General features: G+C 41.4%; 15 protein-coding genes and 2 pseudogenes. 7 read left to right on the forward strand and 10 right to left on the reverse strand.

Annotated elements, in window-relative coordinates; genetic code table 11:
* The first annotated feature begins 116 nt into the window (after positions 1-116).
* Positions 117-1,823, forward strand: a complete 1,707-nt coding sequence (locus OLD84_RS15025; RefSeq protein WP_209464453.1) for a GMC family oxidoreductase N-terminal domain-containing protein — start codon at positions 117-119, stop codon at positions 1,821-1,823.
* A gap of 433 nt (positions 1,824-2,256) precedes the next feature.
* On the opposite strand, the gene OLD84_RS15030 is transcribed toward OLD84_RS15025, so the two are convergent.
* Both OLD84_RS15030 and OLD84_RS15035 read right to left on the reverse strand, forming a co-directional pair.
* On the reverse strand, positions 2,257-3,402 hold the full coding sequence (locus OLD84_RS15030) for a dicarboxylate/amino acid:cation symporter (RefSeq protein ID WP_209464452.1): 1,146 nt from the start codon (positions 3,400-3,402) through the stop codon (positions 2,257-2,259).
* Between the two features lie 779 nt (positions 3,403-4,181).
* Positions 4,182-4,280: pseudogene (locus OLD84_RS15035) on the reverse strand (family 1 glycosylhydrolase); the annotation flags it as partial.
* A 268-nt stretch (positions 4,281-4,548) separates the two neighbouring features.
* Between OLD84_RS15035 and OLD84_RS15040 the strand changes: the two are divergent.
* The 5 genes from OLD84_RS15040 to OLD84_RS15055 all read left to right on the forward strand — a co-directional run bounded on the left by OLD84_RS15040 (position 4,549) and on the right by OLD84_RS15055 (position 9,167).
* Positions 4,549-5,058 carry a methylated-DNA--[protein]-cysteine S-methyltransferase gene (locus tag OLD84_RS15040; RefSeq protein WP_209464451.1) on the forward strand — a complete coding sequence of 170 codons (510 nt, stop codon included), beginning with the start codon at positions 4,549-4,551 and terminating at the stop codon, positions 5,056-5,058.
* 229 nt (positions 5,059-5,287) lie between these two features.
* Positions 5,288-5,710, forward strand: coding sequence for a hypothetical protein (locus OLD84_RS19340; protein ID WP_319961344.1), 423 nt, complete (start codon positions 5,288-5,290; stop codon positions 5,708-5,710).
* Positions 5,711-5,775: 65 nt separating this feature from the next.
* Positions 5,776-6,111 carry a hypothetical protein gene (locus OLD84_RS19345; protein ID WP_319961345.1) on the forward strand — a complete coding sequence of 112 codons (336 nt, stop codon included), beginning with the start codon at positions 5,776-5,778 and terminating at the stop codon, positions 6,109-6,111.
* 45 nt (positions 6,112-6,156) lie between these two features.
* Positions 6,157-7,329 (forward strand): IS200/IS605 family element RNA-guided endonuclease TnpB, encoded by a 1,173-nt coding sequence (gene tnpB / locus OLD84_RS15050; RefSeq protein ID WP_209464450.1) that lies wholly within the window; start codon positions 6,157-6,159, stop codon positions 7,327-7,329.
* 134 nt (positions 7,330-7,463) lie between these two features.
* Complete coding sequence (locus OLD84_RS15055; RefSeq protein ID WP_209464449.1) at positions 7,464-9,167, forward strand: transglutaminase domain-containing protein; 1,704 nt, start codon at positions 7,464-7,466, stop codon at positions 9,165-9,167.
* 132 nt (positions 9,168-9,299) lie between these two features.
* On the opposite strand, the gene OLD84_RS15060 is transcribed toward OLD84_RS15055, so the two are convergent.
* The 7 genes and pseudogenes from OLD84_RS15060 to OLD84_RS15095 all read right to left on the reverse strand — a co-directional run bounded on the left by OLD84_RS15060 (position 9,300) and on the right by OLD84_RS15095 (position 15,586).
* Positions 9,300-10,124, reverse strand: coding sequence for an alpha/beta fold hydrolase (locus OLD84_RS15060; protein WP_209464448.1), 825 nt, complete (start codon positions 10,122-10,124; stop codon positions 9,300-9,302).
* A 378-nt stretch (positions 10,125-10,502) separates the two neighbouring features.
* A complete protein-coding gene (locus OLD84_RS15065) occupies positions 10,503-11,855 on the reverse strand; it encodes a tripartite tricarboxylate transporter permease (protein WP_209464447.1) in 1,353 nt (450 codons plus the stop codon).
* Between the two features lie 3 nt (positions 11,856-11,858).
* On the reverse strand, positions 11,859-12,095 hold the full coding sequence (locus tag OLD84_RS15070) for a hypothetical protein (protein ID WP_209464446.1): 237 nt from the start codon (positions 12,093-12,095) through the stop codon (positions 11,859-11,861).
* 117 nt (positions 12,096-12,212) lie between these two features.
* A pseudogene (locus OLD84_RS19485) lies at positions 12,213-12,706 on the reverse strand (hypothetical protein).
* Between the two features lie 314 nt (positions 12,707-13,020).
* Entirely contained in the window at positions 13,021-14,568 is a 1,548-nt protein-coding gene (locus OLD84_RS15085) for a BCCT family transporter (protein ID WP_209464445.1), read from the reverse strand.
* Between the two features lie 373 nt (positions 14,569-14,941).
* A complete protein-coding gene (locus OLD84_RS15090) occupies positions 14,942-15,166 on the reverse strand; it encodes a hypothetical protein (RefSeq protein WP_209464444.1) in 225 nt (74 codons plus the stop codon).
* Between the two features lie 78 nt (positions 15,167-15,244).
* Complete coding sequence (locus tag OLD84_RS15095; RefSeq protein ID WP_209464443.1) at positions 15,245-15,586, reverse strand: ASCH domain-containing protein; 342 nt, start codon at positions 15,584-15,586, stop codon at positions 15,245-15,247.
* 158 nt (positions 15,587-15,744) lie between these two features.
* Here OLD84_RS15095 and menC point away from each other — a divergent pair, with 158 nt between their 5' ends.
* The gene (gene menC / locus OLD84_RS15100; RefSeq protein WP_264917499.1) at positions 15,745-16,854 is read left to right on the forward strand and encodes an o-succinylbenzoate synthase; all 1,110 of its coding nucleotides are present in this window, start codon (positions 15,745-15,747) and stop codon (positions 16,852-16,854) included.
* A gap of 670 nt (positions 16,855-17,524) precedes the next feature.
* Here the strand turns inward: menC and OLD84_RS15105 are convergent.
* Positions 17,525-18,505 carry a carbohydrate kinase family protein gene (locus OLD84_RS15105; RefSeq protein ID WP_209464442.1) on the reverse strand — a complete coding sequence of 327 codons (981 nt, stop codon included), beginning with the start codon at positions 18,503-18,505 and terminating at the stop codon, positions 17,525-17,527.
* Positions 18,506-18,563 lie beyond the last annotated feature (58 nt).

Genomic DNA, 18,563 nt, shown 5'->3' on the forward strand with positions numbered 1-18,563 from the left:
CTATTCTGCAACTAAGGCTTGGTGATAAACCACGTTTTGTAAAAATAATTGTACGTAGGGGAACCGTGCACTCACCGATTCCTGATCGACAAATTTTATTAAAAGGAGGAATATGAATGTCTTCAGATGCAGACGTCATAATCATCGGAGCTGGCGCTGGAGGTGCGGTTGCTGCTAAGGAGTTAGGTGAATATGGACTCAACGTTCTTGTTCTTGAAGCTGGTCCTTGGTATGGGAATAAACAGTGGGAAGAGCCGAACCAGCAGCGTGGGCCAGTCAGTAGTTCACGTGCATCTGACTTAGATGTTAACCTCTTACGGAGGCAATATAATAGATATGAAAAATCCATGAACGATTTTCTTACTGGCCGTTTCCGCTGGGGTTCTGCGGATCGCCGCCAGTCCGTGTGGCATCGAGATATCCCTGAAAACGGGATGGCTTGGCAAGCTTCAGGTGTAGGTGGGTCAACACAACATTACTGGGCAAACTCACCCCGAGCCTTTGCTTCGGCAGTTGAAAAATGGCCCATTTCTTACCAGGAATTAGTTCCTTATTACGAAAAGGTAGAGGCGACACTGCCCGTTCAATTTGCCCCTACCACTTCAAAAGAGGAATTGTTTTACTACGGATCCAAAAAGGCGGGATGGTCCTTCATTGATACCTTAAATCCTACTTCTCCCGGTTACCGTCCACAACCCAATGCCATCTTACCTCCTAACGAACACTTGATGGACCCTTCTGTTAGCATGGAGCAATTATCACACATGGAAGGATGTACACTAGCCGGTCATTGCATCAATGGTTGTCCATACGGATCATCAGTGGACAAAGTGGCCAAACGTGCGACTAATGTCAGCTATGTCCCTCTAGCTCTCAAAACGGGAAATGTAGAAATTCGTCCCAACACATTTACGACGAAAATTTTAACCGACAATGATCCAGTGGAAGGGGTCAGGGCTTGTGGCGTGCAGTTCAGAGATACATGGACAGGAGAAATAGGAGAATTGTACGGAAAAACCATTGTCATGGCAGGAGGAAGTATCGAAAACCCAAGACTTTGGCTTAATTCAGATTTACCTCATAACGAATGGGTCGGGCGTGGGTTAACGAATAATTATTGGGATTGGGTTACTGGTGTTTTTGACGAAAAGGACCTCGTAAGTATATTAGGCCATCCTAACGTAAATCCATTTGTCGGCCATACATCAGCTGCCAGGTTGGATTATCCAGGACTGGGAGCAATCCAACCATCCGGAATCAGCCCTGGTTTATTTTCTGGTTTAGCCTTTGGTTTCAGTCAAAGTGACTATACTACTGGGCAAAATCCATCTCCTGAAACACCCTGGGATTTACAGGGAAAAGTTGTAGGGAATGAATTAAAAGAATGGATGGACCATTACCGAAACATGTTAAGTTTCTTAATCCTAACGGATGATCAACCAGATAAAAGGAATGGTGTAACCGTTGATCCTTTCATTAAAGATGAGCATGGGCCAGTTCCTGTCATTCAGTACACGCCTAGCAAGCAAGATACGAAGAAGCGAAATGAGTTAGTCAAAATCACAACAGATATTTTACGTAAAGCTGGAGCGAAGAAGGTTCACCGCTCGGATTGGCCTGCTAACTTCTTTGCCCATATCCTAACCACCATGCGAATGGGCTTTGTTGTAGACACGAATTGTGAAGCGTACCAAGTAAAACGGCTTTTCATCGCTGACTCTAGTGTCGAGCCGGGTAGCGCTGGAGGAGTGAACCCTACGTTGACTGCTCAAGCGTTAGCGACACGAACAGCAGAAAAATTGGTGAATAAATACTTTAGTTGAAGCTGGTGAAAGCAAAAGCGCAAGCGCCCGTTTAGCAATGTACAAACTGGAGCACTCCGCAATGAGATTAGATGAACTTGACTTATCGCCAGTAGTGGCGAAAGTCAAAGTGAATCTTATGCTTGGAAAGCGAAAAGGAAACACGACAAACGAAGTGAGTCGATGTTGACTTTCACCACAAGGGTATAAGTGCGACTAAGCCTCTGGCAGAGCCAATCGGCAAGTCTTCTTTATCGTAGTGGAGGGGTGTGAAGTTTGATAGTTGCTGGGCGCTGGAGCTGGACGTGGATATTCTGGTAACCAAGTTATTCACAGCATTTAAATTCTATAGTTTCCTATGCAGAAACAAACGATCCCCTCACCATTCGTGAGGAGATCGTTGCGGTATACCTGATTCGACAAAAACCGGGAAGTGACAGGCACCTAATTCATTCTATTTTTTATTCATCATCTTATCAACGATTAAAGCAATCGCTCCATCTCCGGTTACGTTTGCAGCTGTACCTAAGCTATCCTGGGCCATATACAAGCCGATCATTAAGCCTAAAGCTGTTTCATCGAAGCCAAGCATGGTCGTTAATAAACCTAATGCAGCGATGACCGCACCACCAGGGACACCAGGTGCAGCAATCATAATGATTCCTAGCGTTATAATAAATGGTAACATCATCCCGAACGTAGGCATTGATAAGTCATTTGAGAGTACCATGACAGCTACTGAACAAAGGACAAGTGTAATCGTGCTTCCAGATAAATGAATCGTTGCAGACAAAGGAACCGCAGAATCTGCTACCCCGTCACTGACATCATTCTTTTTCGATTGTCTAACGGTAACTGGAATCGTCGCAGCACTTGACATCGTCCCGAGGCCTGTAAAGTAAGCTGGCAACATCGTTTTTAAAGCTGAAAAAGGATTTCTGCCGATGAAAGCACCTGCAGCTGTAAACAAGATCGTTATCCATACCCAATGAACCGCTACAGCTAAGACCAATACGAGTCCAAATGCCCTTAACGTATCTAAGACTGTTCCGTCAGCAGCAAGTTCTGCGAATATACTTCCAATATAAAATGGCAAAATGGGAATGATAATCTTCCATATCATTCTTTCTATAATCTCTTTTCCTTCGTCGAAAAAGGACTTTAATGTGGGGCTGTTCAGTCTTGTGATACCAATACCAAATACAAATGCGGCTACTAATGCTGTCATGACACCTGTAATCGGGTCAATGGTAAATTCAAAAAAAGGCTCAAACCCTGCTGCTTCCTCTGCAGCACCACCACTTTGGCCAGCTAGCATTGGTATAAAGATAAGAGCAACAATAAACGCTAAAATACCCGCAAGTATGGTTGAAGAGTAAGCAATAAGAGAAGTTAAACCAAGCATTTTTCCTGATTGCTTTCCAAAACTGGCAATACCACTAACAATAAAAAAGATAATAATAAGTGGAATCGTGAACTCGAGAAATTGTCCAAAAATCTCTTTAAACGTAACGATAATTCTAGTTATAAATTCAGGTACAATCAAACCAACGACAATCCCGATCACAATCCCAAGAGCCAACTTCATAATTAATCTCATTTTTAATCCCCCTCCCCCTCTATAATATACAATATGACTTTATCACACGGGCTAGTCCAAAACAAGGGAATTTTTCTACTCATTGGATTATACAGATAACTTTTAATTGTAGGTACTCCCGACACGTTGCCTCAATTCGGTTGGTCGAGTGTGAACGCGCTGTCCGAGGATGTGCCGAATTGAGCCTAAGTCGCTCGAATGAGGCAATCTCCCGCTCGCTCGAGCACCAGCACTCCTAAGTCGAGCGAGAGGATGGCCAGGTCGAGCGCCACCTCTATGAGTTCGAGCACCAGACTTCAAAATTGTCACTACCGCTCGAGTGGGGCACCTACTCGCTCGAGTAGAAGCTTTCGCCGCTCGAGTGAGGCAATCTCCCGCTCGCTCGAGCACCAGCACTCCTAAGTCGAGCAAGAGGATGGCCAGGTCGAGCGCCACCTCTATGAGTTCGAGCACCAACTTCAAAATTGTCACTACCGCTTGAGTGGGGCACCCACTCGTTCGAGTAGAAGCTTCCGCCGCTCGAGTGAGGCAATCTCCCGCTCGCTCGAGCACCATTTTGCGATATACTGTTTAAATTCTTGATCATATCGTCTACTTATTGAGGACACGCTCCAGTTCATTAATGATTTTATTTACTACATTCTCTCTATTGCCTGTCCACTTTTAAGTCTAATTCTAGGCTCTCCCTGATTTGGCCACAAAACCCCACAACTACAAAAAATGCTTGAAAATAAAAAGGAAAGCCCCATCAATGAGAGCTTCCCTTTTTAATAGATTTATTATAGATTTTCACCATTATTTCCGATCACGTTTTTGTACCAGTAGAAGGCGTCTTTGCGACTTTTAGCTAATGTACCATTCCCCTCGTCACCTTTTTCTTCCTATCTGTAAAAAAAGACCTTTCCCCTTTCGCATGGTAAAATAAAAGTAGAGGAACTTATGGTTCAACTAAAAATTATAAAATAATGGATGAATAATCGCATGTTATATGTGAAAATAAGAAGATATAGAATTCGTACCATTTGCACCGTGTGCCCAAAAGTGTGAATGGGATGATGCCGTTGGAATAGCTGCAACTTGTTCGAATGGATAAGGCGATGTATTACTTTAGACATACTGAAAAACTGCCAAAAAAGAGGTGCTTACATGACATACAATAAAGAAGCATATTACGGACACATCAATACCCGCGGCTGGTCGCTCTATATAGCAGCAACGGACAAGGGACTTTGCTTTGTCGGTTCGCAAAATGAGGATCTTGATGAGATGAAGGATTGGTTTGCGAAAAAAAGACCCAAAGCAACACTGGTTGAAGATTGGGATAAAGTAGCAACCTACGAGAAAGAATTAGTGGAATACTTTAATGGCGAGCGCCAATCCTTTGATTTACCGGTAGACTTCATAGGCACAAATTTTCAGGAAGCAATTTGGACAGAGCTGCAAAACATCCCATACGGTGAAAAGCGCACCTACACAGATATAGCTAAAAACATCGATAGGCCCAGCTCGGTGCGTGCTGTTGGGACGGCGATCGGTGCAAATCCTGTGATGATCGTTGTACCATGCCACCGGGTTGTTGGGAAAAATGGAAAAATGACAGGTTTTCGCGGCGGCATTCCCATGAAAGAAAGCTTACTGGGACTGGAAAGTAGTTGATGGATAGAACACGCTAAAATTAGCGCAGGTTACGACACATCCCAGTACGAGGAAAATATCAATGAGCAGCCAGATCCAAAGAAAAATCAGAGGTATCCAATCAATTAATAGCCAGGTAGTTCCCCCCATCCGAATAGACCAAACATATCGACTATTTTAAAAAATATGTTGACTTTTCCAAAAAATAAATAGAAACTGAGATTAGATTAATGATGGGGTGGATGAACGGATGGATCTGATTCTTACATATCAATGGGAAATATTTGTTGCAGCAGAAGTGTTATCACTGATTGCACTTCTGCTCTTCGGCGTCGTTCGTTATTTATTAGGCAAACAAAGGCAGAGTTTACTTTTTCTTCTTGCTTTTCTCGTACTATTGATGCTTGAGGCATTGCTGGCAATCTTGATTTACTGGGAAACTGGGGAAATTTCAACCTTCCAGATTATCATCACCATTTTTGTGATTTATGCATGTACGTTTGGCATAGTTGATTTCATGAAATTGGATCGCTGGATGCGAAAGAAAATTGGTGCTTGGCGTGGTGTGGATCTTTTAACAGAGAAAGACCATCGTGTCATAAAAAGGAATAAGGATCCAAAGTTTATGGTTAGAAAACTTGGCATTTACCAAGCCTTTCGGTTAATGCCTTAGTTGCACTTATGCAGTAAGAAAGTTTTTATACTTTCTTACTGCCGAAAAAATACCGCTGGAGCGCTATGGTGCACTTCATTGTATTTGTTGGCTTGCAGGCCATTTTTTGGGTGTACGGGACGGATAGCTTGGATGAAATGCTCGTATATGTAACAGATCTCTCATGGATCGAGGCGGGGACTGCAGCCGAATCGCCATACGCAAATGAAACGATTTACGGTATTTCCATGGTGTGGGGAATCGTTTTTATCGTTGATTTTATCAGAAACAGGCGAGAAAACTCCCTCTTCAAGCGTGCGAAGGGCATAGCCCAATGGAAAGGGGGAGATGAATCACCTTCGGACGAGGGTTGGCTTTTGCCATCCAAATTGTCCGAAAAACACATCGAACAAACGTTTTAATATGCTCTTTCATTTGATACAATGGACATGAGGAGGTGAAAGTCAATGAAAGTAAAAAAAGCGTTTAATTTCCGCATCTATCCAAATAAAAACCAAGTAACTTTAATAAATAAGACGATTGGCTGCGCTCGTTTTGTCTATAACTATTTTGCAGGAAAACAAAAAGAGAAAGACGCTTACTGGTATATTGTGAATGAAATGGTGCAAAACGGGCAACTCCTTCAAAATAATTGGAAGGGAGCGTTTTTCAATAAAAACGCGTCTATCAAAGCGGTTCGGAAATTAAAGAAAAACTATCCATTTCTAAAAGAAGTTGATAGTATTGCACTTCAAAAATCAGTTGAAAACGTGAATGATTCCTATGCTCGTTATTACAAGAAACAGAACAGTGAACCTCGTTTTAAATCAAAGAAGAATCCTGTTCAATCGTATACAACGAAATATGTAAATGAAAATATTGCAGTTTTGGATAAACATATTAAACTGCCAAAGCTAGGGAACGTTCGTTTTGCCAAAAGTCGTGAAGTGGAAGGTCGCCTTATGAATGTAACTGTCAGACGTAAGCCTTCAGGTAAATACTTTGTTTCGATATTAGTCGAGACCGAAGTCGGGCACCATGAAAAGACAAGTTCATCCGTAGGAATCGATGTAGGATTAAAAGATTTTGCAACACTTTCAAATGGAACAGTATATGAAAACCCCAAATTTTTCCGCACATTAGAAGAGAAGCTGGCAACATCTCAGGTGATTCTGTCAAGGCGACAAATCGGCTCAGCTAATTGGAATAAACAAAGAAGAAAAGTGGCTCTACTTCACGAAAAAATCGCTAATGCAAGAAAAGATATGTTAGATAAGATTTCAACCGAGATAGTCAAAAACCACGACATCATCGGGATTGAAGATTTGTCTATAAAAAATATGTTAAAAAATCACAATCTTGCAAAATCTATTAGCGAAGTGTCATGGTCACAATTCAGAACCATGCTTGAATATAAAGCTAATTGGTACGGTAAACGGGTAGTTGCTGTTGCTAAAAACTTTCCATCAAGTCAACTATGTTCAAATTGTGGTCACAAAAACAAAGACGTTAAAAATCTCGCTTTGCGTGAATGGACTTGTGAAATATGTAAATGCCATCACCAAAGAGATATTAATGCAAGTATCAATCTTCGTAATGAAGCATTACGATTAACCGCAGGAACTGCGGGGATAGCCTAATTCATAACTGATCGATAGGTTGGTGTTCTTAGGAATCCCCCACTTCAAGCAACCCATAAGGGTGGTAAGAGGGGGTAGTTCAATTATTCATGGTCGTATACCTTATTTCCATCTAATTCGGGGGGATAAATTTTATGAAACAGACGAAGCTATTGTTCGCCATTATTTCTTTTATTATTATTTTAACAAGCTGCTCGGAAGACAAGACAGAGGAAACAACTGAATCAGAATCAGAAGCAGAAACGGAAACGAACGAGGAACAGCAAGCACAATCAGAAGTGGAAGCGGTTGATGCAACGGCTATCCAGCTCAGTCAATACGCATCTGAGATCGATTTCTCTCTAGATAAACCTGCCCATGATGGGATTGAGGCAGAAACAACACTAGATATCGAAGGAAGTTTGGGGCAGTTTGGAGAATTAAATAAGGATCACCTTTGGGTGGTGCTAACAGCCAAAGAAGCAATTGAAGACCTCGATACAGATGAATTCCATTATTTTATTCCACTTGATGAGGATGCATTTTCGCACGGCTTAAACTTACATCATGGCGAGGGGGAGTACGAGGTATCGGTCAGAGCTCCAAGTAATGATCCAAATGAAGAAGACCGTTATTATGATGTTGCGAGTTTTGCCGTCGTTAATCAGGATAAGGACATCCAACGAGAAATAGAATATACGGAATATGGCGTGGCCAACGATATCCAGTTAACAAGCCCAACACTGGGGCTAGAGGAACATGATGCGAGCGTGTCTATAGAAGGAACGGTCCCAGATGATTATGCGGGAGAAAGGGTGCTTGTACAGGTGGATAAGGACAATGAAAACAGGCAAATCACGCTTCCTGTTGAAGATAATGCTTTTTCCGGAGATGTGCCTCTATTTTTTGGAGAAGGAGTCCATTCCATTCGTGTTCAGGGATATAATGAGGAAGATGAATTATTTTATGATTCTGCCTCATTCTACGCAGACAATCAAACAGCTATGGCGTTTGCGGAAATGGAAACATTCACCTCCTATACGGAACGTGGAGTGACGCTTCATGAACCAACATGGCAGCAAGAAGCGGTTCAACATGACTTAGCATACAGTATTTCCGGGGAAATTAATCCAGATCTTACCGGTGCGGAGGACATCACGCATGTGATCGTGACCGTGAATAAACCAGAGGAAGATGTAGAATCTGGATACCTTATTCCAGTTGAAAATTACCAGTTTGATGGTGAGGCCTTTTTCCGCTTTGGTCCCGGCGATTATGAAGTGATCGTCAATGTACCCGAATTGGAGCAGCATGATCAATCCATGTTTTATTTCGAAGGGGTGGCAAAAGTAAATCATCAGGTGGAGGATATTTCCGATGAGCGCGCGTTACTGCCTGCAAGAGGCATTGAATCTGATCATCCGGCCATTATTCAACAAGCAGAAGAGATTACCGCGGGGCTTGAGAATGATCGGGATAAGGCCAAAGCAGTCTATGAATTCGTGGCAAAACATGTAGCTTATGACGTGCCCAAAGCAGAGAACGACATGTTTAATCTAGGTGACAGCGCGCTCACGACACTGGAATCCGGGGTCGGCATCTGTCAGGATTATGCGTTTCTCGCAACCGCATTGCTAAGAGCACTCGGCATGGAGGCTAATTTTATCGAAGGTTTTGCCGGTGAGCGTCATGCATGGGTCGAAGTGATGGCGGATGGTGACTGGCTCGTAATGGATCCAACATGGGGTGCAGGCTACGTTCAAGACGGAGAATTTCACGCGCAGTATAATGAAGATTACTTTGACCCTGAGCAAGCTTTTTTTGAAGAGACGCATCAGCGGGACGGGATTATGTATTGAGGGAAATTGTAAGCGAATAAAATGAATCGAGTAGTTTGAGGTCACTAACCCCCTACTACTCGATTTTTATATTAATAATTATCTATTGCTTATTCCATCCATAACAATGTTTTGTACTTGATTACCAAGAAATCAAGTGCTCTTTTTCAAAAACTGATCAACAATGCCATTGAACTTATCACCATATTCCCAGAACATCATATGTCCGCCTAGTACTTCTATTTTTGTCCCTGGATAAACGCTCTTTATATAGGATGCTGCCGTTTCCGCCCAATGCTCAGCAACTATAGTTAATGTGGGTACTGATTGACTTGCTGACGTTGCAATTTCTCGATAATCGGCAAACATACCTGATGCAAAAAGATTCCCGGCAATGTAGTATGGCGTTTTTAAAGATTGGTCTACCAGCCAGTTTAATTCATCCGCTTGCAATTCCCGTTGTACCATAACTTGTGTACTATAATCAGTGAAAAACTCCCGTTGCCCCTCAGGACTTCGCAAATACGTATTGTAAATGGCCGCGATCTCATCAAGATCCCCTTCGACCCAATCTCCCTCATTGACAGATAATGATTTCGGGGGCATATCAATCAAAACTAATGATTTGATATCGGTAATCCCATGTTGTTTGATGTACTCCCAAATGGTAAAACAGCCAAAGGACCAGCCAACCAGTGTTACATTTTTCAGATTTAATGTTTGTACCACACTGGCCAAATCCTCCCCATGTGTCACATAATCATTACCATACGGTGTAACGGTTGACCTCCCATGACTTCGTGGATCAATCACAATAACGCGATTCTCTTTTGAAAAATACGCTACTTGTTTATCGAAAACTTCCGTTGTAAATGTAAATCCTGGGATAAAGATGATTGGATCGCCTGTGCCAATGTCCTGGATGAATAGTTCAATACCAGGGGTAACTTCGATATATTTACCGCCTTTACTTGACATAGTATCAGCTCCTTAGGGAAAATGTTTATTCATTTATATTTAAAAGTAAATAAAGAACTTGGCTCTAAAATAAAAACCTGCTTCTTGTACCTCATTATCTCATATACCCCTAAAGATTGTAAGAAAAATTATTGAAATTTATTGAAATTTGACTTATTTTGAAGTCAAACTATATGTAGGTTACAGCAGTTAATTTATACATAGTCCGATTTTTAGTAGGCTCAGCAATAACATACAATATAAAACTACTACGAACACATAAAATGTTCATGAATAGTGTCGCACTATATAGAGGAAAAAATGCCTAAAGCAACACTAGTTAATGACAACAGCCATGCAAAGTCCCTAATGTACTATCTAAATGGTGACCTGGTACACCTAACTTAAAAGCCCGAGAAGCCAAGGTGCAGCGTAGAGAACCATGAACATGACGCCGTAATTTACACCGTTTTTATGCAGTAAACCAGATACGATTGCGATCAAGATGACGCCAAAGATGTTGATCAGTCCTGCATCCATGAAGGCAAGCATAACGACAAGTCCAGCAAAAAGCCCAATCAACGCTTCATGAGGGACGAGTTTGAATACAAATGCAGAAATCTGACCAGCATATTTAATCATTACAAAATAGGTAATAAATAAGGCAATGCTTGCACCGAGAATAGTGGCGGTCATTATTTCACCGATAGAAAGCATATGATGGATATTATGCTCCGGTGTGAATACAGGTGGAGCATTAAACAATCCGGCTGCAGGTCCGATTGCCGTCGGTGACAAAGGTAACCCAATTGCAATTAAAGGAATGAGCGTTCCAGAAATATAAGCTGCATTTGTTAATCCATCCATTGTTGAAATTGCTCTCGATGCTCTTTGCACAGGATCTTTAATATGTCTTGTTAAAAATTCCCCTAAAAACACGCTCATACCTACTGGCGTAAGAAAGAAGGTAACAGAACCTAAGAAACTACCAAGTGCAGCGGAACCTGATTCTTTTTTTGTTAAAACCTTAAATGGATTTGGAATTCCTTTTTCTTTCTTGGATGCTTTTAAACGAATTTCCTTATTTCCCAGTCTCGGAGTGTTTTGGCGATTCTCTTTATTTAAAAGTTTAAATAGCGTAAATGCAATGGGTCCGATTGTTATTCCTAAAAAGAAAGAAACAAAAACCGTCTCATCTGCCGGGATCACATCTAATCCCCAGTATAGATGTCTGAGACCTTGAATCAGCAATGCAAACGGTACAATCATAGCAAGTGATAGAATTTTGTTCTTGGTCAGTAATGCTAAGAAGACCGCTCCAAAGAAAAAAATAAGTCCAGCATACTCACTAATTGTATCCGCATATGGAAGAATTAAATTAGCGATCAGAAAACTAGCAGGTATGGCAATTAATGTCCCAATTACAGATCCGGACGACATCTTTTTAATACTGACATCTGGCATTCCATGCGCTTTCAATACCATGGCATGCTCAACCATTGGCGCAGCCATCACACCGCCTGGTATACCGGCAACAGCAACCGGAATGGAATCAGTTAGTTTTTTTGCGACAATAGCAGAAATAAAGAAAGCCAAAATAACGTATGGTGACAGCCCTAAAAGCGCAAGTGCGATGGTGACTGGCGCTAGTACTGCGGTCTCATCGGTTCCTGGAGCGACTCCAATAATGGTGTAAACGACTGCCCCGCCAATGCTTGCGAGAATCATTTGTAAAATAATCATCATATCCATGGTTTATTCATCCCCGTCCATTTTTGAAATCGTCCGTTTTGGTTTAATAATAATACTGCTACTAATAAATCCGACCACCCCACCTATTAACCCTATAATTAACGGCTGCGGAGCGTCGCCTGGGGCCAAAATATACCCTCCAAGTGCAAAAGAGATACAAAGTGCCATTGCAATCCCAAGATCTTTAAGTTTCACATTGTCTCCCCAAATTTCAACGTAATTTTTGTTTTCTTCGCCCAAAGTACCACCTCCAGTTTTTCATTTTTCCTAATTTGACGGACAGTTGACACAATACATCCTATCATATGACCATTTGCACGCGCTCGTTCTATGCATACCAAGGATAAAGTTCATCGCTTAGCGTCTTAGCGAATAATTATGCTGAGTGACTTCTACAAAATGTTTTATATCATCAAAGCGGAATCTCTCCTCTTTAGCGGCAAGTTCCATTACCTTATCAATCTGCTCGTCTCTTGCGCCGGCCATGTATGCCATGTTTCTGGCATGTAATCTCATATGTCCTTTTTGAATACCCTCACCAGCCAATGCTTTGATGCCTGCGAAGTTCTGAGCTAAGCCTGTTGATGCAATAATTCCTGCTAGGCGTTCCGCTGTCTCCACTTGTAAAATTTTAGTTGCCAATTTAGCAACAGGTGTGATTGTGTGGCACCACCAATTATACCGACAGCCATTGGAATTTCAATGGTTCCAATAAGCGCATTGTTTTCTCCACATTCCCATTGTGTTAAGCTACGGTAGCTTCCGGTGATAGAAGCATAGGCATGGGCACCTGCTTCTATCGCTCTCGTATCATTTCCAGTTGCAAGCACAACGGCAGAAATCCCGTTCATAACCCCATTATTATGCGTCGCGGCCCGATATGAATCTGCAACTGTAAATTCAAAATAACATCCCCTGTTTAAACACAATTGACGAACCTATCCCATGATGCCTTTGCTTTTAAATTAAATAGTTGGATTCACATTCATTTCAAAAATTATTGGTGTTCTTATATATTTTACATTTCCCCTTAACTCAGGCCACACGTATAAACTTGCTAGTGGACCAATCAGGCAAAAGCTACTATGTAAAATAAGGTGCAGCGCAATCATTACTAGCGCTACACCTTAAGTGCCTAATTATTTTCCAAACTACTTCTTCATTTCTATTTCTTATTATTTTCTGGAATAATAGACTGTTCCCTAGCAAGCGCCTTACTTACTCGCGGAGCGGTCCAAAATGTCGTTAACATTAACAAGGATACCGGAACTGCTGTAACAACAATAAAGGATTGCAGGGATTCAACACTATCTTCCCCGATCGTTAGAAGGACAGTCGCTACAAGCCCCATAATTAACACCCAGAATACACGCAAGGCTTTAGATGGATTGCCATTCCCCGTAATCGCCATTGAAATTGTCAGGGACATGGAATCAGTTGTTGTAAGAACGAAAACAATGGTTGCCAACAGGAATAGAAACCCTAAAATTGTTCCAAACGGCAACTGTTCCGCAATGGCGATCATTGCTGCTGGCGGACCATCACTGCTTAGTGCATCGGAAATAGAACCTGGGTTTTTAAGCTCATTGAAAATCCCAGCCCCTCCAACTACTGTAAACCAGAATGTCGCTACAACAGGTGCAATGACCGCAACCGTCGTAACAAGCTCTCGAATCGTACGACCGCGAGAAATACGACTCACAAACATAGCCATCATCGGCCCATAACCAATGAACCAGGCAAAGAAGAATACAGTCCATGCTCCAAGCCAAGCTTCATCACTACGGTAGGTGCTCATTGAAAAGAAATTCTGTACATACAACCCAAATGATTCTAAATACGAATCAAAAATAAACAAACCTGGGCCAAGTATAAGAACAGCCACCATCAATAATAGCGCCAAGATAACATTATAGGTACTTAACAGCTTAATACCTTTATGAATTCCAGTAGCCGCAGAAATTGCAGCTGCTATGACAATTACAGCAATGATGGTGCATTGAATCAATACATTATTAGGTATTCCTAATAATGCACTCATCCCATAACCGGCCTGTAAACCAAGAAATCCGATTGGACCGATTGTACCAGCTGCAACCGATATAATGGAAAATGTATCCACAAATGTACCGAGTGCACTTCTTTTTGCAATCTTATCCCCAAAAATCGGATAAAGTAATGACCGCGGCTTCAAAGGTGCACCACGATGATAATGGGAATACATTAACACGATGGTACCAAGCGTTCCAAGAAGCGCCCATGAAAGAAAGCCCCAATCAACAAAACTTGTCGCAAGTGCGGGCGCAACTGCTTCCATCGTACCTGCCTCTATACCAGGAAAATGCGGTGGTACCGTCAAAAAGTGACTCAATGGTTCGGCCGCAGCCCAAAACACACCACCCGCTGCCAGTAATGTGCACATAATGATGGAAAGCCATTGAAAATAGCCAAGCTCTGGTTTATCCAGTTTCCCCAAACGGATCTTTCCAAATTTGGAAAACCCCAGAAACAATGCTATTAAAAAAGTACCCATCACCAAGAACTGATAAATCGAACCAAAATATTTTACCGAAAAGCCAAATAAATAATCTACCATAAGTGTAACCAAATCCTGGTTGATCAATGCGAAGATTACAAAGGCCAACAATGCACCCCCACTGAGAAACAGAACGGGCTTATCAATTGATTGATCATTCTTGCTTAATTTCTTCAAAATCGTTCCTCCTATAACACAAAAAAACTCACATACTCATGCACTAACCGCCGGTATCTTTACAGCGATCATTCGTATGTGAGAATTAAAAAGCATTTTAAATTTGCATACAGCGTAATAGATTACATCTTTTGAAAGGATGTGTCAAGGGGTGAAAGATACGTTATCCTGCAGTATATCTGATACTCATTCTGGAGATTGGAAGTTAGCCCCTGCTTTGATGATGGCTTAAGTTTATCGCAGTTTAACGGGCAGTAATCCAATGTAAAAAATACCCACTTGGAACACCAATGAGCATTTTTTAAAAAATGTTTGAAATAGTATATATTACAAATTGGAGCATGAATAACACCCCACATTTACGAATTAGGGATTAATCCACGTGTGTACAACAGCAATCATCCCCTAAGATTGTATTAACCTTCACGGAGCCAGCTAGCATTATACACAAAAAAGTTTGTTCCCTGCCTATAGATAGCGACCTGGCAGGCACATCAGAACCAACAATGTAAACACCTGATAATAATTCGACTACTCCCACTTCTTTCTGGGCAATTCCATTTTCTATTTTTCCTAACGCAGCTTGATTGGTCTCCATTTCCCATTTTCAATTAGTAGAAATTTTACTCATCCAGTAATTTTCCAGGCACCTTTCAAAAACGGCACCCCCTCTATATTATTCTGTACGCTCATACTCATGAACCCAAACCTTCATATCGGGTTCCCATGTCATACCAGGATGGATGGATAATATAGCCTGCTTATATGCTTCAACATTTTCGTACCCTTCCTGCATGGCATCTTGATCTGTCACTTCTCCAAGCATTTGTGCATACACATTTTTCACAACGATTTTTACCCCTTTAAGCGTCATCACCTCATCAATATCTGCGTAACGGCCATTTCGGCGGGTTGCTGTTTTTTCCCCATTAATTACTTTTTCAACATCCGCATCAACGGTCACAAGTTTTTCAATCGTACACGTTTTTGGTGGAAGTGTGTTATTCTGATCAGTCACGTAAGTCTCTCCTCTCTGTTTGTGGTACTATATTCAGTATAAAGGCTGGTCATTTACAATGCTATTATAGTCAATTATTTTACCCATATTAACACATACCATTCGACAAAAACCGGGAAGTGACAGGCACCTAAAAAGTGGAGGTTTTGAATTTGGCGATTTCAATTAAACAGATAAAATTACGTAAATTAAATATGCGGTTACTAAATCCATTTAGAACAAGTTTTGGCACAATGCAAGATAAAGAATTTTATATAACAGAAGCGATTGATACACATGGGAATAGCGGATTTGGTGAATCAGTTGCCTTTACTAGTCCTTGGTATACCGAAGAAACGGTACAAACCAACGTACATGTCATGGAAGATTTTTTAATAAAAATTCTGCAGGAAAATAAAATAAACCATCCGGATGACGTGTCCAAGCTCTTTGAACCAATTAAACGAAACAATATGGCGAAAGCAGCTTTAGAGGGGGCTGTTTGGGATCTGTATGCTAAGGGTAAAAACATCCCTTTGGCAACGGCACTCGGTGGAGAGAAAAAAGAAATAGATGTCGGTATCAGCATTGGTATTCAGCCAAAGGTAAAAGACCTTTTAAACGTGATTGATGACTATGTTCATGCAGGCTATAAGCGTATTAAAATAAAGATTAAACCAGGCTGGGATGTGGATGTTTTACGTGCGGTTCGCGAACAGTTTCCAGATACGCCAATCATGGCAGATGCGAATTCAGCGTATACCTTAGCAGATATCGAGCATTTGCAACAACTGGATGACCTGAACTTGACCATGATTGAGCAACCTTTGGCACATGATGATATTGTTGACCATGCCAAGCTTCAAGCTGTCATGAAGACACCGATCTGTCTGGATGAAAGCATTCACTCTCTGGATGATACACGAAAAGCGATCCAGCTAGGAAGCTGTCAAATTATTAATATAAAAATTGGACGTGTTGGTGGACTTACCGAGGCGAAACGCATTCATGATTACTGCCTGCAGCATGGCGTTGACGTCTGGTGTGGTGGTATGCTTGAAGCTGGTGTTGGACGCGCACATAATATTGCATTAACAACATTGTCTGGGTTTACGTTACCAGGTGACACGGCAGGTTCCTCGAGATACTGGGAAAAAGATATTATTACACCTGAGGCCACCGTGGAAAATGGATTAATTAAAGTGCCAAATAAGCCTGGGATTGGTTATGAAATGGATGAAGAAGCTTTAGAAGCATTTACTGTTTCCGAAAAGGTGTTTGATTTTTAGGTTAGGAGCAAAATACTTCTTTTTTACGAAAATTTCAGGAAATGAATGAAAAAAAGGAATAAGGATGAAGGACAGTTTTCCAACATGACGTATAAAGAGTCGTTCGTTCCATTAGAAAACGAACGACTCTTTAATTTAAGTATCTAATGGAATGAAGTATATATCCTCTAGAGAATTTTCCCTTAAAAGAAAAGCATCTTAAGCCATATAATCGATAGAGAAAGAAATTACATTATGGGTCACCACTAAAATATATGGTTGATATTAGTGAATAAATAGGCTAATAAGACTAGCTAGCGGAGGAAAAACACGGAGACTCCTGTGGGAAAGCGCAGTGCAGACCTGAGCAGGAAAAAAGTGAACTTCTTTTTTTCGAGGTGGCTGAGCTCAAGCCCACGGAAAGCCTAGTGTTTTTCCGCAGCGGCACTATAATTCATCATTACACCTAGTTTGTCAACCATAGATTTTGGTGAAGAGCCTATATTATTGATGTTTTTTTGTTGCACAGAACCAAGTAATACAAGCTGTTCATACAGACAAAGCAAATGATTATGAGGATAACATACCCCATCCATACTATTCTTACATGAAAGCAGATGTTTAATGGAAGAGATCAATATTCTTTAGGCAGAAATGTTTTAATGAAATCCCCTTTCTTTAATAAGGGTAGCTATTTCATAAAGTTGCTCGATAAAGAAACTTCCTCCAGAGATGGCAAAGCTGTCAATGAACCAACCTTTGTGCAGACTTGTGCTCCGACAACATTTGCAAAATACACAGCCTCCTGCAGAAAATCAAAATCGCCATGTAAATCGCCATGATCTCCCTTTAACCTTTTTGAAAATTGATAAAGCACAGCCCCAATAAAGGCATCACCTGCTCCTGTTGAATCAATGGATTTCACAGATTTACTTGGGACAAGCTTCTCCTTCTTACCATTAGATATGACAGATCCCTTTTTGCCCAGTGTGACGGAAACGATACCAGCTCCTAGCTGATGAAGTGCATCAATTCCCTTATACGTATCCTGTTCAGTAGTGATGATTTCTAATTCCTCTACGCTCACTTTGACAAAATCAGCATAGGAAATGGCTTGCTTTGAACGCTCGATAAATCCATCTTCATTCCCTTTCCACAAATGTCCCCGGTAATTTGGATCGAAGGAAACAAATTTCTTCTTGTCCTTTGCCTGACGCATTATTTCAAAATACGCTTCCTTCAACGCACCATCCAGAAGTGCTGTTGCTGAGCCAAAATGAAGCACCTCGGAATGAAGCAGTCCATCAACAGGCAATTCTTCCAACTGAAGATTTCTATCAGCTCCACGATTAAATTGGAAATCCCGCTCTCCATCTGCTTCTAGGGATACAAAAGCCATCGTTGTCGGCAAGCTTTCATCTCTTAATACGAAGGATGTGTCTACATCATATTGCTTGAGTGTTTCGATCAAAAACGTCCCAAAAGCATCATTCCCGACCTTCCCCACCATGGAAGAAGCCCCTCCTAGCTTGGCGATTGCTGTAGCTACATTTGCTGGCGCACCCCCAGCCATCCTCTTAAAATTTTCTCCATCCTTTAAGGCAACATCTACGTCCGTACAGAACATATCGATCAATAATTCACCAACGCAGCATACATTTACTTCACTCATTATTTCGCCCTCCAAGTTTTTTTAAAATTACAAAGGAAAGCCTGTCACCCTAACAAGC

Origin of the sequence: Virgibacillus natechei (assembly GCF_026013645.1) — a bacterium.
GTDB classification, from domain to species: domain Bacteria; phylum Bacillota; class Bacilli; order Bacillales; family Amphibacillaceae; genus Virgibacillus_L; species Virgibacillus_L natechei.

Excerpts from the sequence above, each read along its gene's own strand:
- OLD84_RS19340 (WP_319961344.1), top strand. The coding sequence starts at position 5,288 with ATGGATCTGATTCTTACATATCAATGGGAAATATTTGTTGCAGCAGAA.
- OLD84_RS15090 (WP_209464444.1), bottom strand. The coding sequence starts at position 15,166 with ATGGAGACCAATCAAGCTGCGTTAGGAAAAATAGAAAATGGAATTGCC.
- OLD84_RS15040 (WP_209464451.1), top strand. The coding sequence starts at position 4,549 with ATGACATACAATAAAGAAGCATATTACGGACACATCAATACCCGCGGC.
- tnpB (WP_209464450.1), top strand. The coding sequence starts at position 6,157 with ATGAAAGTAAAAAAAGCGTTTAATTTCCGCATCTATCCAAATAAAAAC.
- OLD84_RS15025 (WP_209464453.1), top strand. The coding sequence starts at position 117 with ATGTCTTCAGATGCAGACGTCATAATCATCGGAGCTGGCGCTGGAGGT.
- OLD84_RS19345 (WP_319961345.1), top strand. The coding sequence starts at position 5,776 with ATGGTGCACTTCATTGTATTTGTTGGCTTGCAGGCCATTTTTTGGGTG.
- OLD84_RS15065 (WP_209464447.1), bottom strand. The coding sequence starts at position 11,855 with ATGGATATGATGATTATTTTACAAATGATTCTCGCAAGCATTGGCGGG.
- OLD84_RS15055 (WP_209464449.1), top strand. The coding sequence starts at position 7,464 with ATGAAACAGACGAAGCTATTGTTCGCCATTATTTCTTTTATTATTATT.
- OLD84_RS15030 (WP_209464452.1), bottom strand. The coding sequence starts at position 3,402 with ATGAGATTAATTATGAAGTTGGCTCTTGGGATTGTGATCGGGATTGTC.
- OLD84_RS15060 (WP_209464448.1), bottom strand. The coding sequence starts at position 10,124 with ATGTCAAGTAAAGGCGGTAAATATATCGAAGTTACCCCTGGTATTGAA.
- OLD84_RS15105 (WP_209464442.1), bottom strand. The coding sequence starts at position 18,505 with ATGAGTGAAGTAAATGTATGCTGCGTTGGTGAATTATTGATCGATATG.